The 23,851-nt window shown below is 59.8% G+C and carries 20 protein-coding genes; 8 read left to right on the top strand and 12 right to left on the bottom strand.

Annotation, left to right across the window (positions count from 1 at the left end; all coding sequences use genetic code 11):
• Positions 1-53 precede the first annotated feature (53 nt).
• Both ACSQ8V_RS27745 and ACSQ8V_RS27750 read right to left on the bottom strand, forming a co-directional pair.
• Positions 54-1,229, bottom strand: a complete 1,176-nt coding sequence (locus tag ACSQ8V_RS27745; RefSeq protein WP_436207827.1) for a hypothetical protein — start codon at positions 1,227-1,229, stop codon at positions 54-56.
• A 38-nt stretch (positions 1,230-1,267) separates the two neighbouring features.
• Positions 1,268-2,809, bottom strand: a complete 1,542-nt coding sequence (locus tag ACSQ8V_RS27750) for a carbohydrate porin (RefSeq protein WP_436207828.1) — start codon at positions 2,807-2,809, stop codon at positions 1,268-1,270.
• A gap of 757 nt (positions 2,810-3,566) precedes the next feature.
• Here ACSQ8V_RS27750 and ACSQ8V_RS27755 point away from each other — a divergent pair.
• Positions 3,567-4,727: a branched-chain amino acid ABC transporter substrate-binding protein gene (locus ACSQ8V_RS27755; protein WP_213766039.1), complete on the top strand. Its 1,161-nt coding sequence runs from the start codon at positions 3,567-3,569 to the stop codon at positions 4,725-4,727.
• A 1,121-nt stretch (positions 4,728-5,848) separates the two neighbouring features.
• On the opposite strand, the gene ACSQ8V_RS27760 is transcribed toward ACSQ8V_RS27755, so the two are convergent.
• A complete protein-coding gene (locus ACSQ8V_RS27760; protein WP_436207829.1) occupies positions 5,849-6,763 on the bottom strand; it encodes a LysR substrate-binding domain-containing protein in 915 nt (304 codons plus the stop codon).
• 125 nt (positions 6,764-6,888) lie between these two features.
• Between ACSQ8V_RS27760 and ACSQ8V_RS27765 the strand changes: the two genes are divergently transcribed.
• The 3 genes from ACSQ8V_RS27765 (at position 6,889) to ACSQ8V_RS27775 (ending at position 10,634) form a co-directional block, all read left to right on the top strand.
• Entirely contained in the window at positions 6,889-8,043 is a 1,155-nt protein-coding gene (locus tag ACSQ8V_RS27765; RefSeq protein WP_436207830.1) for a methionine aminotransferase, read from the top strand.
• Positions 8,044-8,093: 50 nt separating this feature from the next.
• The gene (locus ACSQ8V_RS27770) at positions 8,094-8,888 is read left to right on the top strand and encodes an ABC transporter substrate-binding protein (RefSeq protein ID WP_436184764.1); all 795 of its coding nucleotides are present in this window, start codon (positions 8,094-8,096) and stop codon (positions 8,886-8,888) included.
• 177 nt (positions 8,889-9,065) lie between these two features.
• Entirely contained in the window at positions 9,066-10,634 is a 1,569-nt protein-coding gene (locus tag ACSQ8V_RS27775; protein WP_436207831.1) for a DHA2 family efflux MFS transporter permease subunit, read from the top strand.
• A gap of 140 nt (positions 10,635-10,774) precedes the next feature.
• Here ACSQ8V_RS27775 and ACSQ8V_RS27780 read toward each other — a convergent pair whose 3' ends face one another.
• The 3 genes from ACSQ8V_RS27780 to ACSQ8V_RS27790 form a co-directional block, all read right to left on the bottom strand.
• Positions 10,775-11,137, bottom strand: a complete 363-nt coding sequence (locus tag ACSQ8V_RS27780; protein WP_213764156.1) for a type II toxin-antitoxin system PemK/MazF family toxin — start codon at positions 11,135-11,137, stop codon at positions 10,775-10,777.
• Positions 11,137-11,391, bottom strand: a complete 255-nt coding sequence (locus ACSQ8V_RS27785) for an AbrB/MazE/SpoVT family DNA-binding domain-containing protein (protein WP_089165892.1) — start codon at positions 11,389-11,391, stop codon at positions 11,137-11,139. Before ACSQ8V_RS27785 ends, ACSQ8V_RS27780 begins: the two co-directional genes overlap by 1 nt.
• Before the next feature lie 188 nt (positions 11,392-11,579).
• The gene (locus ACSQ8V_RS27790) at positions 11,580-13,088 is read right to left on the bottom strand and encodes an MFS transporter (protein WP_213764158.1); all 1,509 of its coding nucleotides are present in this window, start codon (positions 13,086-13,088) and stop codon (positions 11,580-11,582) included.
• Positions 13,089-13,399: 311 nt separating this feature from the next.
• On the opposite strand from ACSQ8V_RS27790, the gene ACSQ8V_RS27795 reads away from it, so the two are divergent.
• The 4 genes from ACSQ8V_RS27795 (at position 13,400) to ACSQ8V_RS27810 (ending at position 16,456) form a co-directional block, all read left to right on the top strand.
• A complete protein-coding gene (locus ACSQ8V_RS27795) occupies positions 13,400-13,873 on the top strand; it encodes a universal stress protein (RefSeq protein WP_436207832.1) in 474 nt (157 codons plus the stop codon).
• Positions 13,874-14,008: 135 nt separating this feature from the next.
• Positions 14,009-14,749, top strand: a complete 741-nt coding sequence (locus ACSQ8V_RS27800) for a helix-turn-helix domain-containing protein (RefSeq protein WP_213764160.1) — start codon at positions 14,009-14,011, stop codon at positions 14,747-14,749.
• A 105-nt stretch (positions 14,750-14,854) separates the two neighbouring features.
• Positions 14,855-16,198, top strand: coding sequence for an SUMF1/EgtB/PvdO family nonheme iron enzyme (locus tag ACSQ8V_RS27805; RefSeq protein WP_436207833.1), 1,344 nt, complete (start codon positions 14,855-14,857; stop codon positions 16,196-16,198).
• A 114-nt stretch (positions 16,199-16,312) separates the two neighbouring features.
• Complete coding sequence (locus tag ACSQ8V_RS27810) at positions 16,313-16,456, top strand: MerR family DNA-binding transcriptional regulator (protein ID WP_436207834.1); 144 nt, start codon at positions 16,313-16,315, stop codon at positions 16,454-16,456.
• A gap of 81 nt (positions 16,457-16,537) precedes the next feature.
• Here the strand turns inward: ACSQ8V_RS27810 and ACSQ8V_RS27815 are convergent, their stop codons facing one another.
• The 6 genes from ACSQ8V_RS27815 to ACSQ8V_RS27840 form a co-directional block, all read right to left on the bottom strand.
• A complete protein-coding gene (locus ACSQ8V_RS27815; protein ID WP_436207835.1) occupies positions 16,538-16,891 on the bottom strand; it encodes a copper-binding protein in 354 nt (117 codons plus the stop codon).
• Positions 16,888-20,106 carry an efflux RND transporter permease subunit gene (locus ACSQ8V_RS27820; RefSeq protein ID WP_436207836.1) on the bottom strand — a complete coding sequence of 1,073 codons (3,219 nt, stop codon included), beginning with the start codon at positions 20,104-20,106 and terminating at the stop codon, positions 16,888-16,890. Before ACSQ8V_RS27820 ends, ACSQ8V_RS27815 begins: the two co-directional genes overlap by 4 nt.
• A complete protein-coding gene (locus ACSQ8V_RS27825; protein ID WP_436207837.1) occupies positions 20,103-21,647 on the bottom strand; it encodes an efflux RND transporter periplasmic adaptor subunit in 1,545 nt (514 codons plus the stop codon). Before ACSQ8V_RS27825 ends, ACSQ8V_RS27820 begins: the two co-directional genes overlap by 4 nt.
• 11 nt (positions 21,648-21,658) lie before the next feature.
• A complete protein-coding gene (locus ACSQ8V_RS27830) occupies positions 21,659-22,960 on the bottom strand; it encodes a TolC family protein (RefSeq protein ID WP_436207838.1) in 1,302 nt (433 codons plus the stop codon).
• Positions 22,961-23,072: 112 nt separating this feature from the next.
• Positions 23,073-23,438 carry a hypothetical protein gene (locus ACSQ8V_RS27835; RefSeq protein WP_255631328.1) on the bottom strand — a complete coding sequence of 122 codons (366 nt, stop codon included), beginning with the start codon at positions 23,436-23,438 and terminating at the stop codon, positions 23,073-23,075.
• 145 nt (positions 23,439-23,583) lie between these two features.
• Positions 23,584-23,838 carry a DUF2933 domain-containing protein gene (locus ACSQ8V_RS27840; RefSeq protein ID WP_436207839.1) on the bottom strand — a complete coding sequence of 85 codons (255 nt, stop codon included), beginning with the start codon at positions 23,836-23,838 and terminating at the stop codon, positions 23,584-23,586.
• Positions 23,839-23,851: the final 13 nt, after the last annotated feature.

Genomic DNA, 23,851 nt, shown 5'->3' on the forward strand with positions numbered 1-23,851 from the left:
TGTCGCCCTGCTGTGCTAATTACTTCGCTTTGCTTGACTTTACTTGCTTTGCGTTACTTCGCCAGGACCAGCGTGTTTACATCGTCCTGTACGTAATAAAAACCATCGCCTTCAGGCGTCATCGCGATGCCGAACAGGTCACCATTGCCCGGCGGCGATTGCGCTTTGTCGGTATCGATCCAGCGTGCATACAGTTGCTTGCCCGTCGCCGGATCGATCTCCACCACCTGGCCGTTCAACGCATTCGTGACCAGCAAGTGACCGTTGGGCGCCGTCACCATCGCGAGCGGCCGATGCAGGAAACCATCGGCGGTCAGTTCGCGGCCGACACCCGCGCTGGTATCGCGGGTCATGGGTTCATCGATTTCCGTCACGCGGTTGCCGATAGCATCGGACGCATACAGCAGCTTCTGATCCTGCGATAACGCCAGGCCCGTCGGACCGACCAGGAACACGCCCTTGTCAGCCTGCGCGCCGAAACCGCTGGCGATCACCGTTTCCTGCTTGACCACCGGCGCCTTGCCTTGCGGGATATCGAGGTCAAGACGCAGGATGGTCGCCTGCTTGAACACCGGCGGGTTGCCGTCCGCTCCGCCCACGCCGAAGCCCGCATTGCTCACGAACAGCGTCGCGTGATCGCCGTTATCGACAACCGCCATGTTGCCCCACGGGTCATTGATGTTCGCGCTCACAATAGTGGACGCCACCTTGCCCTGGTTGTCGAGCACGATCAGGCAGCCCGCGCCCTTGGTGCCGGTCGTTCCATCATTGCTCGGCGTGCTGCCGATGATCACCCAGCCCGACTTCAGCATGGTCATCGCGGTGGAGAGGCCGATACCGCCCGGACAATCCTTCAGATCGCGCGGCACGGTGGCGAACACCGTCATCTGATTGGTGTCGGGATGATAGTTGATGATCGTGCTGCCGGTACCCTGCAGGTTCGCGGCGTTGTTGAAGTTGCCTACCAGCACGTCGCCCTGCTTGACCGTGCCCGATGATACCGGCGCGACCACGATTGCATACGGGTTCTGGTCGCCGTTGGACGGCACGGTATTGATGAGCGTGGTGTGCTTGTGCAGCGTCTCGAGGAAGCCGATCGGCGCTGCGTGCGCCACGCTGCTGACAAGACCGCCAGCCAAACCGCCCGCCAGCAACGCCGCTGACGTAAGGGCCAAACGCGTGGTCGAAAGCGTGGCCGAAAGCGCTCTGGATTTGATAAGTTGTTTCATACAAAAGCCTCGGGTGCGTGCGTTCAAGATCACGCCGATCAGAAAGTGATAGTGGTGCGCACGCCGACGACGAGCGTGTTGCGCAACGGCTGCGTGGGATCGTTCGGATTCTGGCCGGCGCCCGCGTTGAAGGTGTATTGCAGATCGCCCTGCATGACCCACCACGGGTTGACCTGGTACTGATAGGTCGCCTCGACCGCGGTTTCCTGCGTGCGGATACCGTACGGGCCGCCGCTTGCGGCTGCAGCCGCGATATCGAGGTCATGCACGTGGTTGCCGACCTTGATGTAGGCGAGGCCAAGGCCCACGCTGTCGTTGTCGCGGCCGGCGAACGGGGCTTTCATCACAATGCCCGCGTTGGCGCTGAAGCTCACCAGATTGCGGTCGCCCGGCGCGCCCATCACGCGCGCAAACACGCCGATGCTACGCGGTTCGTCGGGGTCCGGACGCCAGATCATCTGATCCGCGACGGCATAAAAGCTGTAGTTGCCGTTATGGTTTTGCGGCGTACCCGTGCTCAGCGGATTCGCGAGCGACAGGCCGGTGTTGTCAGTACTCTGGTCAGCGAAGCGTTCGTTGTTGTACCAGAAGCCGATCTTGTACGTCCCGGGCAAACCGTTTTGCGGCACGCCGACCATCTCGCCGTCGGACGGCTGATTGATCGAGTACTGCAATTCGCCGATATACATCGCGCCGTTATGCACGTTGAAGTTCGTGCCGCTGAGATTGTTCGGGTTGTTGCCGAGCGGATCTGCGTCGAACACGCCTGCGAGCGCCGTCAATGAAGGCGAGATCTGGCCGCGTACGCGCACGCCAAGTCCGGACAGCGGATACGCCGGACCGCCCGAAGGCATGTCATACGACGGCAGGCCCGGCCAGCCGAACATGGTGTTCACGAACGTGGCGGCATAGCTGCTGACCATGAACTCCTGGTCAATACTTTGCTGGCCGACCTTCACGTCCACGCGTTTGTTCAGGAACGACTGCTGGTACCAGAGCTCCCACAGCCGCGTGGTGTCCTGCGCTTCGATCCCGCTCGCGGTGTTCAGCGTACCGAGGTTGAACTCGCTCAGGTTACGGCCGTGAATTTGCAGCGCGCTCGCATTGAACGTGCCGCCCGGCAGGCCGAAGGCCTTTTGCGTATCGAGACCGAGGGTAACGGTGGTCAGCCCGTCATACGTGCCGCCGGTTTTCAGGCCACCGCGCGTGTTGTCCAGATATTCCGATACTTCCGTCGCTTGCAGCGTCACGCCGTATTGGCCGAGGAATGAGCGGATGCCACCCATGTCGCCGAGCAGGGTGGAGCGACCCCATGTGCCGGTCCACTGACCCGCCTGTTGCGCCTGGATGTTCAGGTCGGCTTCGGGGGCATCGGAAGGGGTTGCGTCCGGATTGGCCGGCGCGCCCGCGGCAAATGCTGCCGAGAATGTCGCCGATGAAGCCAGCGCGAACAACGCCAGGCTGGTACCGAGCACTGCCCGGCGAAAAGGCGCGCCACGGCGCTGGTTGGCAGCGCGCAGGGTCGCGTCAGGGCGCGAATCGTGTCGCGATTCACGCGAAGCGAGCTGGACGGGTTGCATCGAAATCCTCTTCTTGTTGCGACGGCTGCTAACGCGTCGTGTTGATTGTTCTAAAGACGTTGCGACGACATGCGCGATAACCCCGCACATCAGCGCTGAAACGTCCTCCGGGCCACCATCCAGAAGGCACCGGCGAAGCGAATCGTACCCACGCAAAGTTTGAACGTCAATATAAATGAGAACGATTCTCATTATAATTACATAGAGGTGAAAAATCCCTTACAAAAGCAATTTATTACGGCTTACTAACATATTTATTTGAAATAATTTAGTAATGTATTCGATATATATGAATAACAAGGAGATCACGCGTCTTTGCCGTTTAAGCGCGTTCGGTTTGTGCCGCAATCTTCAGGGTCTAACCGGGTAGGTGATCGGGTGCATCAGGGTATTGCCGGAGCACGTCAACCACGGCGGCGGCAGTGCCAGCTCCGTGAGCCTCGGCAATCCGCTTAAACCCGCTATGCCGAAATCCGCATTGCCGATGCGATGAACTGCCAAGACGCCGCTAATTTGGCTTCCTAAATTGCATCTGCTGCTGGTCGTCCGCGAGTTCGTTCAACAAGCTCAACCGGTTTTTTCGTCCACACGATAATGATGGCGCACGGGCAAACCCCGTCTTGCTTGCGGGAAGCTCGCCGTGGTGCAGTCGTGTATCGGGAAATGGAGTTGAAAACGTGTAGATAAGACCAAAACGCGAAAGCGAAACTTAACCGCCCTGCTCGCCGGACCTGTTCAACCCCGAAGGAGAATAAAAATGCATCTTCGAACCAATCTCAAACCGCTTGCCTGGATTCTTGCGTGTGCCGCCGCCACCTTGGGCGGGTTGCCGCTGTCCGCCGCTGCCGACACGTTCGACGTCAAGGTCGGCTTTGCCGCCCCGCTGACGGGCGCGAACGCCGGTTACGGGAAGGACCTGCAAAACGGCGTGCAACTGGCGCTGGATGAAGCGAATGCAAAGAAGATCCAGATTGGCGGCAAGACGGCCAACTTTGTCATTCAGGCGGAAGACGACCAGGCCGACCCTCGGATCGGCGTGCAGGCGGCGCAAAAACTGGTGGATGGCGGTGTAGCCGTTGTCGTCGGCCACTTCAATTCGGGCACGACGATTCCGGCGTCGCAGGTCTATCAGACCGCCGGCATTCCTGTGATCGATCCTGCGGCAACCAATCCGACCATTACGCAGCGCGGGTTCGACAACGTCTTTACTGTCATTTCCAGCGATGCCCAGAACGCCGGTACTGCCGGGACGTACGCGGTGACGGTGACGAAGGCGAAGAAGATCTCGATCATCGACGACCGGACGGCCTTCGGCCAGGGTGAAGCCGATGAGTTCGAGAAAGCGGTGAAGGCGGCGGGCGGCACGATCGTCGCGCGTCAGTACAGTGATAACCAGACCGTCGATTTCAGCGCGCAACTGACGGCGCTGAAGGGTGTGGGCACCGACCTGATCTTTTTTGGCGGCCTCGACCGGCAAGCGGCGGCGGTGGCGAAGCGGATGAGACAGCTTGGTATTAATGCGCAGTTCGTGGGCGGTGGTGGCGTGATGGACGCGGATTTCCTGAAGCTTGCCGGCGAAGCCTCTGATGGTGCGATGGCGTGGGAATACGGCAGTCCGCTTGAGAAGCTGCCGCAGGGCAAGGCGTTCGCCGAGAAATTCCAGAAGCATTTCGGTGTGGCGATTCTCTCGTATGCGCCGTTCGGTTATGACGCTGCGTGGGCCGCGATCAATGCCATGCAGAAGGCTAATTCCATCGATCCGAACGTGTATCGTCCGGTGCTGAAGGCTATTTCGTTCCCGGGCATTACGGGCACGATTGCCTTTGACAGTAATGGCGCGTTGAAGAATGCGTCGTCGACGATGTATCAGGTCAAGGGCGGCGCGTGGGTGCCGATCGTGACGAAGAGCGGGACGTAACCAGGGGGCGCGCGCAGCGCGAGAGGGGGGGGCGCTGCGCGAGGGGGTTTTCGTTCGCACTTGGGGGTGGGGGCGGGGTTTTGGGTGTTAGTGGTCGGGGTCGATGCCGGGGTGGTCGGTTTTGGGGTTAGCAGTTGGGGTTAATGCTGGGGTGGTCGATTCTGGGGTTAGCGGTCGGGGTCAATGCCGGGTTGGTGCTTTCGGCCGTGGTGGTCTGCGAGAGTCGGATTTTCTCTTTATCACTATTAGCCACTGTGCGTGGCGGCACGTCATTTCTTTGTCCAAAGCGACAAAGAAACGAAGCAAAGAAAACGCTTTCAACCACGCTACCCTAAGTGTCCACAGCGTGCAGTTTTCATTCATAGGTGCCCCAAAAGCACGGTGCTCGCCAGAGCCTGGAATATTTGAACCCCTCCTTCTCGCGAATCCTGACACGAACACGCTTCGCCCCGTACGCTCTCGGGCAAGCACATTTGCCAAGGAACCTGCACGGCCTCACACGTCTTTATTTACTGTCATGTCTTGGTGGGTTGCCCGCGTGGTCAGCGCAGCTCGGTGGGCTATACGGCCGACCCATATTTAAAGCTTCTTTTTTTACAGATCATTTGCGTGGCCCGCGCCTTATTTGCGCCGGTCATGGCCTCACGCACTTTGCGGCCTCGTTTCCAGGAGGGTTGGCTACGTGGTTCGAGACGCGCACAAATTCGGCGAGCGGTCGTCCGCGGATAACGCGGGGCGCCCCTTGGGCAGGTTCAATCACTGGTGGCGAAGCGTGTGGGTATCCGTGTTCGGAGAAGGAGGGTTTCACACATCCGTGGCTCTGGCGAGCACCGTGCTTTTGGGGCACCTATGAATCAAAACTGCACGCTGTGGACACTTAGGGTAGCGTGGTTGAAAGCGCTTTCTTTGCTTCGTTTCTTTGTCGCTTTGGACAAAGAAATGACGTGCCGCCACGCACAGTGGCTAATAGTGATAAAGAGAAAATCCGACTCTCGCAGACCACTAAGGCCGAAAGCAGCAACCCGGCATTGACCCCGACCGCTAACCCAGAACCGACCACCCCGGCACTGACCCCGCCCACTAACCCCAAAACCGCCCCCCACCCCAAGTGCGAACGAAAATCACGCGCTCATGTAAGCCAAAAGATTCGCCCGCGTCACCGCAGCCTCCTCCTCAAGCCATTCAGCAAACTCCCGCAATACCGGCGAAGGCGCCGGCCGCTCCGGATAGATCAGATAATACGAAGCCCCGCTAGGCACACAAAGCGAAAACGGCGTGATGATTCTCTGCGCCCGCAAGTCCTCCTCGATCAGCGATAAATCCCCAATCGTCACGCCCAAGCCCTGCATGGCAGACGAAATGGCAAGATCAAGCGTATCGAAATGCTGCGCTTTCGCCGACGGCAACCCGTGATACCCATACGCTTCCAGCCACCTGAGCCAGTCCCGTCGATCACGCGTTGGATGCAACAAAGTCTGATTGGCAAGATCATCCGGCGTAGCTGCGCCGGCCCGCCCCGCTTTCCACAAGCCCGGCGCGCACACCGGCGTGAGCACTTCATCGAACAGATGATGCGAACTCACCCCCTTTAACGTCGGCCGCCCGAACACAATGGCGGCATCGAACTGCTCGGCATTGAACTCCACCCCGTGCGACACGGCCGCCGTCACCTCGATCGCGAGCTCCGGCCGCTCGTTCTGCAACCGGATCACACGCGGCAAAATCCAGCGCATCGCGCACGTGGGACATTTCACCCGCAACGTGCCCGACTGCGCCCCGCTACGCTCCAGCGCCTCAGTAATCTGCGCCAGTGCCTGCTGCAACGGCGCGAGCAGCATCGCGCCATTCGGCGTCAGCGCAAGACCTCGCGGCTGGCGCACGAACAGCGCATAACCCAGATGCGCCTCCAGCCCGGAAATCTGCCGGCTGACAGCGCCTTGCGTGATGTTGAGAACATCGGCGGCACGGGTAAAGTTCAGTCGCTGTGCCACGACCGCGAAGGTTTTAAGCACATCCAAAGACGGCAGCGGTTTCATTGTCGGATCTCGTAAGCCATGAGCTGGATTCATGGCTAGTATGACAAACTTTCGATTGTCCGTACTTTATTGCTGCGGTCGAATGACAATCGATACTTGAATTCAGTCCTCCGGAGACAACCGCCGTGAAAAGTGCCTGGACCCCCGCGTCGAAGCTGCCGAATGTCGGCACGACCATTTTTACCGTGATCGGCCAGCTCGCCGAGGAACATCAAGCGCTGAATCTCTCGCAAGGCGCACCGAATTTCGCGTGCGATCCGAAACTGGTGGACGACGCCGCCCGAGCCATGCGCGCCGGGCATAACCAGTACGCGCCCATGGCCGGCGTGCTGGCGCTGCGCGAAGCCCTCGCGCTGAAAACACAGCAGCTCTACGACGCCACCTACGACCCGGGCAGCGAAATCACCGTGGTGGCAAGCGCCAGCGAAGGGTTGTACGCCTCGATCAGCGCACTCGTCCATCCCGGCGACGAAGTGATCTACTTCGAACCGTCATTCGATAGCTACGGCCCCATCGTGCAATTGCAGGGCGCCACGCCCATCCCGATCAAGCTCTCGCCGGTGGATTTTCATATCGACTGGGATGAGGTGGCCGCGGCCATCACGCCGCGCACGCGCATGATCATCATCAACTCGCCGCACAATCCGTCCGGCAGCGCGTTCACCACGGAAGACATCAATCGCCTCACGGCACTGACGCGCGATTCGAAGATCATCGTGTTGTCGGATGAAGTGTATGAACACGTTGTGTTCGACAGCGCCCTGCATCAAAGCATGGCGCGTTATCCGGCGCTCGCCGAGCGCAGCGTGATCGTGTCGTCGTTCGGCAAGTCGTATCACGTGACGGGGTGGCGGGTCGGTTTCACGCTCGCTCCGGCCGAGTTGACCAACGAAATCCGCAAGGTCCATCAGTTCATGACCTTCGCCGCCGATACCCCCATGCAGATCGCGTTCGCGCAAGCACTCGGCGACGCATCGAGCTATCTCGGGCTCGGCGAGTTCTATCAGAAGAAACGCGATCTCCTCGCCGAAGCGCTGAGCGGTTCACGCTTCGAACTCTTGCCGAGCGCTGGCAGCTTCTTCATGCTGGCGCGCTTCGGCGCGTTCTCCGATGAATCGGACAGCGACTTCGTGCTGCGCCTGATTCGCGAAAACCGCGTCGCGACCATTCCCTTGTCGGCGTTCTACACCGACGGCACGGACAACCGCATCATCCGACTCAGCTTCGCCAAGGACGACGACACGCTGCGCGAAGGGGCGCGCCGCTTATGCGCGGTTTGACATTGCCCGCCTTATGCCAATTCAACTTCTACCAATAAAGAGACGCTCCAATGAAAAACACCGCTCGCGTTCTGTCGGCCGCCCTGTTGCTGGCCTCGTCGTTGTGTAGCGCCGCCGCGTACGCCGCCGAGTCCAACACCCTGCGCTACGGCGTGGAAGCGCAATATCCGCCGTTCGAATCGAAGGCGGCATCCGGTGAATTGCAGGGGCTGGATATCGATGTCGGCAACGCGGTGTGCGCCGCGGCGAAAATGAAATGCGTGTGGGTCGAAACCTCGTTCGACGGTTTGATTCCGGCCCTGCAAGGCCGTAAATTCGATGCAATCAATTCCGCGATGAACGCAACCGATCAACGCCGCCAGGCCATCGAGTTCACGACGGTTGTGTATCGCGTGCCCACGCAACTGATTGCGAAGACGGGTAGCGGGCTTGAGCCGACGCCGGCGTCGCTGAAGGGCAAGAACATCGGCGTGTTGCAGGGTTCGATCCAGGAAAATTTCGCCAAGGCGCATTGGGCGAACGCGGGCGTGAATGTCGTGCCGTACCAGGATCAGAACCAGGCTTATACGGATCTGAAGGCCGGCCGTCTCGACGGCACGCTCGTCCTCTCCGCTGCCGGACAAACCGGCTTCCTGTCGAAACCGGACGGCGCGGGATACGGCTTTGCCGGCGGCCCGGTCAGCGACGACAAGATCCTGGGCAGCGGCATTGCATTCGGCATTCGCAAGAGTGACGACGCGCTGAAACAGCGCTTGAACACGGCTATCGCGAAGCTCAAGGCGGACGGAACGATTGCGCAGTTCGCGAAGAAGTATCTCGGCGACATCGACGTGTCAGCTAAATAAAGCTCGTCTGAAACAGGGATATCCGAAGTTGATGGAAGGGCCGCTTAAAGCTTGATAGCTGGATGAAAGCCGCAGCGCGATCAGCGAGGTTTTTTGAACGCTGGCACACTGCGGCCTTCGTTGTTGGCACAATCGGCCGCTGTGTTGCATCGGGTGGCCGCTTTATCCGGATATCCCATGAGCACTGCGCCTGCCGCGCTGCCTGCGCCCTCCCCGCCGCCGTTGAAAGGCGGCCAACTGGTTCTCGCGACCATTGCCGTGGCGCTCGCCACGTTCATGAACGTGCTCGACTCATCGATCGCGAACGTCGCTATCCCGACTATTTCCGGCAATCTCGGCGTGTCCGTCGATGAAGGCACGTGGGTCGTGACGGTGTTCGCCGCGGCCAATGCCGTGTCGATTCCGCTGACCGGCTGGCTGACTCAGCGCATTGGGCAGATCAAGCTGTTTGTTGGCGCAATATTGTTGTTCGTGATTTCTTCGTGGCTTTGCGGGCTTGCACCCACACTGCCGATCCTGCTCGCCGCGCGGGTTTTGCAAGGCGCCGTTGCCGGGCCGCTGATTCCGCTGTCGCAGGCGATCTTGCTGGGTTCGTATCCTAAGGAGAAAGCGTCGATGGCGCTCTCCCTTTGGGCGATGACCGCCGTTGTCGGGCCGATTGCCGGGCCGGCTTTAGGTGGCTGGATTACCGACAGTTATAGCTGGTCGTGGATCTTCTATATCAACATTCCCGTCGGATTATTCGCCGCCAGCGTCACGTGGTTCATCTATCGAAAACGTGAATCGGCGACGCGTAAGGCGCCTATCGATACGATCGGGCTTATTTTGCTGATTGCCTGGGTTGCGTCGCTGCAGGTCATGCTCGACAAGGGACGGGACCTTGACTGGTTTTCATCACCGGTAATCGTATGGCTGGGCATCATTGCGCTGATTGCCTTTGCGCTTTTTGTGGTGTGGGAATTGACCGATGCCAATCCTGTCGTCGATCTTCGGCTGTTCGCCGGGCGGAATTTCTTCGGCGGAACGGTGGCTATTTCCGTGGCTTACGGGGTCTTCTTCGGCAACCTTGTTTTGTTGCCGCAATGGCTGCAGGAATATCTGAATTACCGTTCCGTCGATGCCGGGCTGGTCACCGCGCCATTGGGGATCTTTGCGGTGATTCTCACGCCGGTCATGGGACGGTTTTTACCGCGGAGTGACGCGCGTGTTGTCGCGACCATGGCGTTTATCGGGTTCGCCATTGTGTTTTACATGCGCTCGAAGTATGTGATTGAGGTCGATACCTGGCACTTGGTGTTGCCAACGCTTTTGCAGGGCATTCCCATGGCACTGTTTTTTGTGCCGTTGACGTCGATTATCTTGTCGGGGTTGCCGCCATCGAAGATCCCGGCTGCTGCGGGGTTATCGAATTTTGCGCGGGTGTTTTGCGGGGCGGTGGGGACGTCGCTTGCAGGCAATGAGTGGACGAATCGGATAGCCTTGCATCATGAGCGGCTGACCGAGCAAGCCAATGCAAATAATCCGATATTCTTGCAGTCAATGCAGGCGTCGCAGGGGGTGCTGAATATCAACGAAGCTCAGGCGCGCGGGTTGTTCGATTTCACGGTGAATACGCAAGCCGCGATGATGGGGCTGAACGATATCTTTTTCGCTTCCTCCATTATTTTCATTCTGATTATTCCGCTTATCTGGATTACAAAGCGGGCGAAAGGCGGTGGAGGCGGAGCGGCGGCAGGCGCGCACTGAGTTTCGCTCGCGCGGGGGATTAAGGTGGTCGTTTGGCGGCCCCGCGCGATCCGGGTTCGGAAAGCGAGAACGATCAGTTTAACCACTCATTGCGACGTGTCAGCCGCAGCTTGGGCCACGTCGCTATGCTTTATCTTTTCCTAGTCGCCAATCGCGATAATCTGGTTCAACTGCTCGCACGCTGCGGCAAACACCTCATCGGATGCACGCTTCCACGGATGGGCCTTCGCTCCTCGCGCTCGCCAATCGAAAGACTTGGGCTGGTGTCCAAGCACGTAGCTCGTAACGTTTCTCGGCCCCTGGAATTTGATTGCAAACGGATTCGTGTCGTTGAATGCCGCTGTCGTCATTGGAAGCCCGATGACGATCCCGGTGCGCTCGTTGAATGGCTTCGGTGACAAAACCAGCATGGGGTGCATATCCTTCATCTCGCGACCGACCTGAGGGTTGCAATCAATCCAGATAATGTCGCGTCGATCCGGCGCCCACAAAGCGACTGCCATCAAAACTCCTCCACACCGATGCGGCCCGTGGCCATCGCTTCACCACCGTGCGTTGCAGGATCGAACTTCGCCAGTTTCTCCGCGAGCGTGAGCTTGCGAGGACCCACCGGCTTCACCGTCACGCCGATCTCGTCAGTCGTCACCTCGACCTCCTGACCGACCTCGAAATGCGCGGAGCGTGCAATAGCGGCGGGGATACGGACAGCCAGACTGTTTCCCCACTGCTGGATCGTGAGCGTTGCTGTTTTCGCCATGATGCCAACCTCCCATTAACGTTGATACAAGTATATACGTTGCATAGCGAGGTTTCAACATGTCTAAACGGCCAAAACGCGCTTGGGGTCAGTGATATGCCTGGGGCAAAAGCCCGTGTGCTGCCCGTCGATTTTCAGGCCGGTTGCAAACGCCCTGTCAATGATGTTCGACAAGTAATACCCACCCCCTACCCCTTCCGAAAGGTAATGTGCGAAACCCTCCGCACCATCAGCACCGCCGATAACGCCGCCACCGCGGTCAGCGCCACACCAATGTGAATGGACTGCACGAGCACCTCGCGGGCGCTCTCGATCAGCGCCGGCCCATCCAGCCCGGCCGGCACCAGATCGGCCAGCAACTTCCCCCGCAACGCGGAATCAATCAGGATTCGCGGATCGTCAAATCTTGGCAGCCACGCGGTACTCGCCGGTTCGCCGAGCACTCGCAGCGTGCGCGTAATCACGTCCCGGTAATGATGCTGCACGATCACCGCGACCACGCTCGTTCCGAGCATCCCGCCGACCATTCGAGTGGACTGCAGCAACGCCGTGGTAATGCCAAAGCGCTCACGCCCGGCAATCTCCTGCCCGAATACGTTCAGGTTATTCAGCACGAAACCCAGGCCGATACCAATACCCGCCATCGGAATCTCGATCCAGATATGCTGCGTGGAAGCATCGGCAAACGCCAGCGCAATGCACGCGAATAGCAGCAACGTGAATCCAATCGACAAGATGAATGTAGGCTTACGCAAATGAATCACAATGCGCGTGTTGATAAAACTGCCGATGGCAATAAACATCGCAATTGGCGTAGCCAGTAATCCAGCCTCCTGCGGCGATAAACCAAAACCACCCTGCAGCAAAAGCGGCGCAAAAAAGATCAGCGAAAACATCACGAAACCTGACAGCATCGACAACGTGAATAACGTAACAAGCTGCGGGTCTTTGAAGAGGTCGAGGGGAATGATCGGATGCGTCGCGCGACGCTCGCAGATCAGCAACGCCACGGCGGCGCCCGCCACGCACACAGCCAACACCACGTTCCCCGTGGTCAGGCCGCTCTTCGGCACGGCTTCAATGAATGCCTGCAAGCCGCCGAGCACGAGGGCAACCAGCACCGCGCCCAGCCAGTCGATCTTCACCGCACCCTCGCGCGGCCGATGGAAATTCGGCAAATGCGCCCATATGAAATAAAACGCGGCAATCCCCACCGGCAGGTTGATCAGGAAAGTCGAGCGCCATCCCCAATGCTCACTCATCCAGCCGCCCAACGACGGCCCCGCCGCCGTCCCGATTCCATATGACGCCGCCATTACCACCTGCCAGCGCACCCGCAAACGCGGATCGGGGAAGAGATCGGGAATCGACGCGAACGCCGTGCCGACCATCATCCCGCCACCCACGCCCTGCAAACCGCGCGCGATGACCAGGAACAGCATGTCGTTGGCCACGCCGCACAACACCGAAGCCGCCGTGAACGTGATCACCGCGGCAATCACGAACCACTTTCGCCCGAAATAATCGCCAAGCCTGCCGAATACCGGCACCGTCACCACCGACGCCAGCAAATACGCGCTCGCAATCCACGCGTAATACTCGAAACCATGCAATTCCGCGACAATCGACGGCAGCGCGGTACTGACCACGGTCTGGTCAAGCGCAACCAGCATGTTGACGAGACCGATGCCGAGCATGGCGAGAAGAGCGTTGCGGAAAGGCAGTGGAGCGGGGGATTCGGGATCGGACGGGGAAGCGGACTGAGGAGCAGATTGGGACACGGGCTGGGACTAGGAGAGTAAAAATAGAAGGAATCGATACAAAGACCACGTTCCGGATTGTATGACGACATTATTTCGTCCGGTTGGTCAGGATTGAAGGGTTGTCGACAAAGAAGAACATTAATCGGATTATTACTGTCGTACATTTGTAAGCCGAACAATCAGACGCGACCGTTTTCATCGATTAAAAACCGTCGCTTGCATTTCAACCGCTGAAGGAGAACCGTATGTTCAAACGAATCGTCGTGGCTATTGACGGCAGCCACACCTCGCGCCGCGCATTCGAATCCGCGCTCGAACTCGCCGCCACGCACGGCGCGGTGCTGCAGCCCTATTACGTGGTCGCGAACGCATCGGTCTATTACGACGTGCCGGGCTACGACCCATCCAGCCTGCGCGACGAGCTTGTCGACGAGGGCGCCAAACTCGCCAGCGAGGCCAACGCCGAGATGAAACAGCGCGGCGTGCAAGGCGCAGTGGTCATTGCCGAAGGTTCGTCGGTGGATGATGTCGCGGAGATGGTGCTTGCCGCCGCAATCGCGTTCAACGCGGACCTGCTCGTGATGGGCACACACGGCCGCAAGGGCTTCCAGCGGCTGCTACTCGGCAGTGTCGCGGAAAGGTGCCTGCGCCAGGCAACGTTGCCGGTGCTGCTGATTCCAGCCGCCGCCGGGGCCGAAGCACCCGAGTCAAAGGAATAAACGCGGCGGGGAGAGCGAGCAAGCGCGCAAGCGAGCAACAGCGTTCTCACGCGACGTTTTGCCACCCGGGGGCGGATCGCATCGATGGGACAATTTCCTTGTTCCAGATCAAAACGAACCAAAAGCGAGCGAGCCATGCAAACCGTCCACGAGACCTCAGTTCCTCTGCCCAGCGCCCCCTCGCGCCACGCCGCGCATTGCTCGACCTGCGCCTTGAAGCACTACTGCCTGCCACAAGGCCTCTCTTCCGACGACGTCAACAGGCTCCAGACGGTCATCGTCAACGCTCGCACGATCAAGCGGGGCGAAACCCTGTTTCGCGTCGGAGACACCTTCGACACCCTCTACGCCATCCGTTCCGGCTCGATCAAAACGGTTGTATCAACACCGAACGGCAACGGCCGCGAACAGGTCATGGGTCTTCATCTCGGCGGCGATGCGCTCGGCCTCGAAGGATTCGATAATGGCCGGCACGCATGCCACGCCATCGCCCTCGAAGACAGTTCGGTCTGCCTGATCCCCTACGTGCACTTTGAGCGCGCCTGCCGCGAGACCAGTTCCCTCCAGCGCCGGCTGCTGCAGTTGCTGAGCCGCGAAGTTGTCCGGAAGGCGACGCAAACACTGATCCTCGGCACATTGCGCGCCGACGAGCGGGTAGCCGCCCTGCTGCTTGATCTCTCCGCCCGGCTGGCCCGCCGCGGTTATGCGGGCAACGAGTTCAACCTGCGCCTCACGCGCGACGACATGGGCAGTTTTCTCGGCATCACGCTGGAAACGGTCAGCCGGACGTTGTCGCGTTTTCAGGCAAAGGGCCTGATCGATGCAAACGGCAAGCTCATCCAGATCCTCGACTTCGACGGCCTGCGCGCGATCTGATTTCCGGCCGCTTCTCCGGCCCGCCTGGCGATCCAAGCAGGCTTGGCATGTCCTCTGCTACGATTTATCGTTCTGCATCGGCCCATGCCCGGAGACAAGAGCGAAATGAATCGCGAACCTACCCCGCTGCATCCGCTGCTCGCCCGCCTGCGCGAAGCGCGCCAGACTACTGACGCGTTGTTCGGCATCGTCAAATCCGAATTCCTGTATGAACGCCCGATTTCCGAGCGGCATCGGATCGTGTTCTACATCGGGCATCTGGAGGCGTTCGACCGCAATCTGTTCGATCAGCGGCTCTTCGACCTGCCCAGCCGGAATCCCGAGTTCGACCAGTTGTTTGCATTCGGCATTGATCCCGTCGATGGGGGTCTGCCAAGCGACCAGCCTCAAGACTGGCCGACGCTCGACACGATTCGCGCCTATGTGCAGCGGATTCGCGATGACATCGATGCGCGTTTCGATTCCGTCGAAATTACAAACCGCGAAGATAGCCATGACAATTCCAGCGCTCCGGAAGCTGCGCCCGAAACGCTGCTGGAGGTCGCGATCGAGCACAGGCTGATGCACGCGGAAACGCTCGCGTACATGTTGCATCAGTTGCCGCTGCATCAGAAAACCGGACCCGCGGTCACCGAAGACACTGCGAAACACCCGCTCGACGAGACCCTGCCAAGGGAAATGGTCCATGTGCCTGCAGGGGTAGCCACGCTGGGGCTTAAGCGTGATAGCGGCACGTTCGGCTGGGACAACGAGTTCGGTGAACATAGCGTGGAGGTGCCGGCATTCGAGATGGACCGCTACATGGTGACGAATTCGGACTGGCTGGATTTCATCGATGCCGGCGGTTACGCGCATCGCGATTACTGGCGCGACAGCGACTGGGCGTGGAAAGAACGTGAGGGCATCGAAAAGCCGGCGTTCTGGGTACGTGATGAATCGTCGGCGGAATCGGAAGACTCCGCAAAGCGCTCACGCTGGAAGCTGCGGACCATGTTCGCCGAGATTCCGCTGCCGGCGGACTGGCCGGTGTATGTGAGCCACGCTGAAGCCAGCGCCTATGCGAAGTGGGCGGGCAAGTCGCTGCCGACCGAAGCACAATGGCAACGCGCCGCCGAGGCGGCCCCACATGCCCAACAGGGCAATTTCGATTTCCGCCGATGGGAACCGTCACCGGTCCAGGCTCACCCGGAGAATCACAGCGCGGCGGGCGTGGTGGGACAGTTCGGCAACGGCTGGGAGTGGACGTCGACGACCTTCGGGCCGTTACCCGGGTTCGAGCCGTTTCCGTTCTACCTGGGTTACTCCGCGAACTTCTACGACGACCAGCATTTCGTGCTCAAAGGCGGCTCGCCACGCACGGCGGCTTGCATGCTGAGACCGAGTTTTCGTAACTGGTTTCAAGCGCATTATCAGTACGTGTATGCCGGGTTTCGGTGCGTGCGGGGGTGACTACTTAAGCAATAGTTGACTCTTGATGTCGCTTATTGCTTTACCGTGAAAAATTGCCAACTATCGTTCGGCCGCAAGACGTGTCATTTGCCAATCGACTAGGATCATCCGTGTATGAGCGCGACTTATTCTATTGGTGCGTCGAGCACGCTCTGCGGCGTCAATATCGAAACCATCCGTTATTACGAGCGCGTGCGGCTAATGCCCATGCCAGCGCGCCGCATTCAAAGTCGGTTCGGTGTGGCCGGGCACGTTTGAACGCGGTCCAGCGCCAGCAAGGCAATGCGGGGCGCCAAGACAAGACGCCGCCACATTGCCGTGCAACCGGCGTAACGGGCGTTACTGTTTCATCAGCTTCACGATGGTCAGCGTCCCATCGATATTCTCCACGCGAACTTTGACCTTCTCACCCTCCTTCGCCTGTTTGATCATTGACGCGTCCTTCGCCTTGTAAGCCATCGTCATCGCCGACATGTTGATGTTCTTCAAGGCTCCATGCTGAAGCGTCACCATGCCGGTGGATGGATCAACCTTCTTGACGACCGCATCGGTGAGCGCCGAGTTGTCCGGCGCCATGGCACTCATTGCGCCATTGTCCATCTTCATGCCCGCCATGTTGTCGGCCGCCAGCGCTGCGGTGGCCAGCGTGAAGGGGGCACAAAAGGCGGCGGTCAGGGTTATCAACTTCTTCATTGGCTTTCTCCAGAGTGAGTTTGCGGCACGAGCGTGCCAGTGGGTACTGCGTGAGGTTGAAGCGTTTCCTTGGTGTTTCGATTCGCGCGCGCGACGCGTCGGCGTTGCAGCAGGAGCCAGGCCGCCGGAATGATGAGCATGGACAAAAGCGGTGCGGTCACCATGCCGCCAACCATGGGCGCCGCGATGCGCTGCATGACTTCGGAGCCGGAACCATGGCCCAGCATGATGGGGATAAGGCCCGCCAGTACGACGGCGACCGTCATCGCCTTGGGTCTCACGCGCAGGACGGCGCCTTCACGGATGGCATCGATGAGCGTTGCTTCGGTAAAGGGCTCGCCTTCTTCTAGCCGACGATTAAGCGCGCCCTTCAGATAGAGCAGCATCACGACACCGAATTCCGCCGCCACGCCCGACAACGCGATGAAACCTACCGCCGTGGCAACGGACACCGCATGTCCCAGTATCCAGATCAGCCAGAAGCCGCCGACCAGTGCAAAAGGCACCGTCGACATCAGCAACAACGCATCGGCCGCCGAGTTGAACGTCAGGAAGAGCAACACGAAAATAACGACGAGCGTCACCGGAATTACCGTCCGCAACTTGGCCGCCGCTCGCTCCAGATACTCGAACTGCCCCGACCACGCGATCGAATAGCCGGGCGGCAGCACGACATTCTGCGCAACCGCGACCTGCATCGCCTTCACGGCCGATTGCAGGTCCGTGTCGCGAATGTCGACGTAGACGTAACCCGTCAACCGCGCATTTTCGCTCCGGATCATCGGCGGCCCATCGGAAATCTTCAGGGTGGACACGTCGCCCAACGTGATCTGCGCGCCCCGGTCCGTGACGATCGGTAACTGCCGCAGATTGTCAACGGAGTTCCGGATCTCCCGTGGATAGCGGATATTGATCGGAAAGCGCTCGCGCCCATCGATGACCTCACCGACGTTATCCCCGCCGACAGCGGACGACACGATGGATTGAACGTCAGTAATCGACATGCCATAACGGGCGGCCGCCAGCCGGTCGATATCGACGTCGATGTAATGCCCGCCGTTCAGACGTTCCGCCAGTGCCGACGTCACGCCCGGGACGTTCTTGACGGTGGACTCGACCTGCGTCGCGATCTTGTCGATCTGCCCGAGGTCGGGACCGGAGATCTTCACCCCCACTGGTGTCTTGATGCCGGTCGACAGCATGTCCAGGCGATTGCGGATCGGCGGCACCCAGACGTTCGACAAACCGGGAATCTTGACCCGCGCGTCGAGTTCATCGATGAGCTTCTGGGGCGTCATGCCGGGGCGCCATTCGCTGCGCGGCTTGAACTGGATGGTGGTCTCGAACATCTCGAACGGCGCGGGGTCGGTCGCGGTGTCGGCACGGCCCGATTTGCCGAACACGGTCTTCACTTCGGGCACCGTCTTGATGAGCCGATCCGTCTGCTGCAGCAACTCGGCCGCCTTGTCTGCCGAGATGCCGGGTAACGCGGTCGGCATGTAGAGCAGGTCGCCTTCGTCGAGCGGCGGCATGAATTCGCCACCGAGCCGCGACACGGGAATCATCGTGACACCGAGCGCGACGACCGCCAGCGCAATCGCAATCCATGGCCGCCGTAGCGTCGCTTCGAGCAATGGGCGGTACAGCCGAATCAGCACACGATTGATCGGATTGGCGTTCTCATGCGGAATCCGGCCGCGGATCAGAAAGCCCATCAGCACCGGCACGAGCGTCACGGATAACCCGGCCGCTGCGGCGATCGTGTAGGTCTTGGTGAACGCCAGTGGTGCGAAAAGCTTCCCTTCCTGACCTTCGAGCGAGAACACCGGGATGAACGACAGCGTGATGATGAGCAGCGAGAAGAACAGGGCTGGCCCGACCTCGGCTGCGGACTCTGCAATCAATTCCCATCGCTGGGCGTTGGTGATCGGTACATCGGGGTGCTTATGATCGTACGCTTCCAGATGCTTGTGAGCGTTCTCGATCATCACGATAGCCGCATCGATCATCGCACCAATCGCAATCGCAATGCCGCCTAGCGACATCAGGTTCGCGTTGACGCCCTGATAGCGCATGACGATGAATGCGGCCAGCACGCCCAGCGGCAACGACAGGATGGCAACGAACGCACTGCGCAAGTGGAACAGGAACACCGCGCAGACCAGCCCGACGATGATGAATTCCTCAAGAAGCTTGTCCTTGAGGTTGTCGACCGCACTGTTGATCAACTGCGAGCGGTCATACGTCGTCACGACCTCGACGCCCGGAGGCAGCGATTTCTTCAGGTCTGCGAACTTCGCCTTGACTGCGTCGATGGTCGTCAGCGCGTTTTTGCCCGAACGCATCACGATCACGCCGCCCGCCACCTCGCCTTCACCGTTCAATTCAGCGATACCGCGGCGCATTTCAGGCCCGATCTGGATGCGGGCGACGTCGCCAAGCAGCACGGGCGTCCCTGCGTCATTCGTGCGCAGCGCGATGTTGCGGAAGTCGTCGAGCGAATGCAGATACCCGGATGTCCTGATCATGTACTCGGACTCGCCCAGTTCGACGACGGACCCGCCCGATTCCTGGTTCGCCTTGCCAATCGCCTCCCCAACGGTTGCCTGTGTGATGCCGAAGGCGCGCAACTTGTCCGGGTCCAGGACGACCTGATATTGCTGCACCATGCCGCCGATGCTGGCAACCTCCGAAACGTCCGGCACCGATTTCAACTCGAATTTGAGGAACCAGTCATTGAGCGCGCGAAGCTGTCCCAGGTCATGCTGGCCAGTTCGATCGACGAGCGCATATTCGTAGACCCAGCCGACACCGGTCGCATCCGGTCCGAGCGACACGGTGGCTCCCGGTGGCAAACGACTCTGCACCTGGTTCAGGTATTCGAGCACGCGTGATCGTGCCCAATACTGGTCCGTCTTGTCATCAAAAAGCACATAGACGAACGCGTCCCCGAACGAGGAATACGCGCGAATGGTGGTCGCCCCCGGCACACCCAGCAGCGTCGTCGTAAGCGGATACGTCACCTGATCCTCGATCACCTGCGGCGCCTTGCCGGGATACGAGGCCTTGATGATGACCTGCGTGTCCGACAGATCCGGAAGCGCATCGAGCGGCGTCTGGGTCAGCGAATAAAAGCCCCATGCGGTGACGAGCACGGTTGCGAGCAACACGAGGAAACGGTTGTAAATCGACCAGCGAATGATGCGTGCAATCATTTCACCCCTCCGACCGGCTCGACCTTCGTCAATTGATATCCGTCATCAGACTGCTTGAAGACGAAATGCACGGCTTCACCTACCGAGACGTCCGGGAAAGCCGTTGGAGACGGCTTGTCGAAGGTCATGGTCATCGCTCCCCATCCCAACGCCGGCACGGGTTGATGCGAGAACGTAATGTCACTGGAAGTGACTTTCTCGACCTTTCCAGTCGTTTCGTAGGTTTGCGCGACAGCAGGCGTGGAAGCGGAGGCAGCCGCAGGTGCCACGGCCGGTGCCGACGCGCCGGGAGCCGCGCTTCCTTCGAGCTTCGGCAGCACGGAGGTCAGACTCGCTTCCGAGTCGATCAGGAACTGGCCGGAGGCGACAACCTGCTGACCTTCAGTGAGCCCGCTCGCGACTTCAGTGCTGTTGCCGCTATCGTTGCCTACGGTGATCTCCACAGGCTGCAGCCGACCGTCGCCATTCCTGACGATAACAATCGACCGCTTGCCGGTCGTGATGACCGCTTCGGACGGCACGAGCAGGCGCGATACCGGTTTCGCTCCACTGACGCGCGCACGCATCAACATGCCCGGGGTCAGTTTCAACCCGGCGTTATCAATTTCGAGGCGCGCCTGCAACGTGCGGCTGTCGGCACTGATGCCCGGCAGGATTTCGCGGATGTGGCCGCTGAAATGCTGTGACGGGTCGCCGGCGAAAGTCGCGTCTACCGTCATGCCGGGCTGTGCCTGCAACGCGAGCGACTCGGGTATTTCCACGATCAGCCATAGCTTCGACAGACCCGCGATCTTGGCGAGCGTTTGCCCCGGCGCGACCATCGCGCCGTCGCGGACATTGAGCTCAGTCAACACACCCGCGTCCTGAGCAAACAGCGTCACGTGCGTCTGCGCTTTGCCGGTCCGGTCCAGGCTTGAGATGAGCCCTTCCGGAATCGATAGCGCCTGCATGCGTGCGCGTGCCGCGGCAAGCAGGCCGTCATCCATGCCACCGCGCTTGAGCGCCAGATATTCTTCCTGCGGCGCCAGCCAGTCCGGAACGAACAACGACGCGACCGGCGCGCCCTTGGCCACCCGCTGCATCGGAGCGCTGGCATACAGGTGATCGATATAACCGGTCACGCGCGACTGGACGACGTCCGCCATCGACTCGTCGAACTGGGTGGTGCCGACCGCGTCGAAACCTTCGGCCGTGTCCTGCCGGCGCACCGTTGCGTATCGGATGCCGAGATTCTGTTGAAGCCCGGAGTCGACCTTGACGCCGCTTGAACCGCCTTCGTCCGCAAAGACGGGCTGAAGCTCCATGTTCATGAAGGGAGATTTTCCGGGCTTATCGAAGTGCTGGGCCGGTACCATCGGGTCGTGCCAATACAGTACTTTGCGGCCCGTCTTCGGATCGATGTCATTTCCTGACGCCGGCGTGGCGGCGGCCACGGGGGCTTCTGTTGCGAGACGATGGGTGCCGGCCACATAGCCGGCACCGAGCAGCGCGGCGGCAACGAACACCGCTGCAACGGCACGTACGAGTAGTTTCTGATTCATGTTTTTTCTCTTCATTGGCTGGCGGTCACGTCAGGCGGCAGAATCTGATATTCGAGCTGCGCCCAGATCAACGAAACGTCCCGTTCGACGTTCAACACCTGGAGGTCCGTTTCGAGCTGCATGTGCCTCGCGTCCAACGCATCGGAGAGCGTGCCGGAACCAGACCGATAGGCGGCATTGGCAAGTTCCACTTTCTGTTCAGCGGCGGGGAGAACGGTTTGCTTCAGATTGGCCAGACGCTCTCGGCCGCTGGCGAGCTTCGCCGTCAAACTCTGGATATCGGCCAGGACTTGTCGCTCGGTATCTTCGTAAATGAGCCGCGCTTGCGTACCCATCTCGGACTTCTGCTGGACGTCGCGATCCTCGACATTCCTGCGGTTGATCGGCAAAGGGATGGAAACCCCTACCGACACGTAGTCCGGAAAATTCCCGCCGCTCTTGAAGTAGGTCAACCCCCAGGTCCAGTTCGGGCTTCTATTGCTTCGGGTCACGTCTGTGTCGGCGTCCGCCAGCGAGATGGCCGAGCGGGCCGCGATCAATGCAGGCTGAACCTGATCGAGTTGCTCGGTGCTTAAACCGGACACTTGCGATTCAAGCTCGGGCGGATCTCCCGCGACCTCCAGCACGTTGCCTCTGGCGGTCCAGCGCGACAAGACGATCAACGCGATCTTCTCGTCTTGCTGCGCATTGATCAGTTCGTTACGCGCATTGCCGAGGGTCAGGTTCGCCTGGGCGACATCGACCGCAGTCCCTTTTGCGCCACGATACGACGCTTTTTTTGCGGCAAGTTCCTGGCCCAGATGGTCCACCAGGGCCTGGTTCAAGGCGACAGCCTTTTTCGCATAGATGGCGTTGAGCCATGCCATCGCCGTTTGTTGACGGACGTTGGCCACGGTCTCGAGGTAAGTCGATTTATCGCGGTCCACAGCCCGATTCGCCATCGCCGTTTGTAGCCTGCGCTTGTCCGCGGACACCCATTCCTGTTGAATGCCGACGCCACGCATCGTGAAATTATCTTGTCCGATGGTGAAGGCATTACGTCCATTGATCGGCAGGTCCTGAACACTCAGGTTCAAGGTCGGATTAGGCAGTTGTCCGGCTTTGACGACCACATCGGATGTGCCCCGAACCGAGGCTTGCGAAGCCTGGATCGACGAAGAGTTGCTGGTCGCTATTTGAAGCGCCTCGTTGAGCGTCATGCCCGCGTCCTGAGCGTGCGCGGCGCTGCCTGCAAAAATACTGAGCGTGAAGAAAACGGCACGCGAGTGTGCCGAGGCACGCCAGTATCCCGGCGTGCCGATAATTGAAAGCATGGTCTAACCCCGAATGGTCGAGCCACGCATGACCGCACGAGCGGACATACGGACTCACGTCCTGAGAAAGGACGACATCACCGCGTCAAAGCGGCGAACCAGAATGATGGAGTTAGAGAGACCGCGGAGGACGCCAGGGGCCATCCGGCTCGCGGACGGAGAGCGACTCTGCGTAGTGGAAACTGACGGGGACAAACGACCCGACGGGCCGGACAACGGTGGGAGAAGAGACCGGGTGATAGAGGCTGCCCATCTGACACTGGGCAGTCACCTTGCATAAAGACGCTTTCGACTTACCGTGCTCGCTGGACGCTGGTGTCATCGAATCACAATTCGGCATATCGGCCGACATGGCAGCGGTGTCGCCGGTCATGTCGGCTTGCATCGGGCACTGTCCGGTCGTGCCGCTCGCTGCCAGCCCGCTCAGGGGCAGCATTGCACACAGCAGCAAGACGAGAAGTGTCCGGAGAATTTTCATCGCAGCAAGTATAGCTCAGCAATTTCGATCTGATTGGCGGCCGTTTAACTCGACGAGTCAGTGTTCCGCGCAGGCGTTGCAATGACGACGCAGACGAAGATTCAGCGGACTCCATTTTCGTCTGCGTCTCTACGTCGTTGGTTGCTTATAGCCGGCTCGACCTGCTTTCGCTTGAGGACAGCAACTTGCTCGCTTGTGGCGCGGCAGTGCTGTCCGACTCAACGGGGCGCTGCATGAACCACATCATCAGCAGCATCGACAACGGACACAGCATCACTGCGGCGAAAGGCGCCAAAGCCAGGATCCCGGCGCGATACTGAGGCAGTGCCCAATATGCGATCACGAGAACCGCTGCCAGCGCACCGGCGACTCTAAACAGGTATTTCATATTGCATTTCATGGAAGACTCCAGC

This window comes from Caballeronia sp. LjRoot31 (genome assembly GCF_964253885.1).
Lineage (GTDB): Bacteria > Pseudomonadota > Gammaproteobacteria > Burkholderiales > Burkholderiaceae > Caballeronia.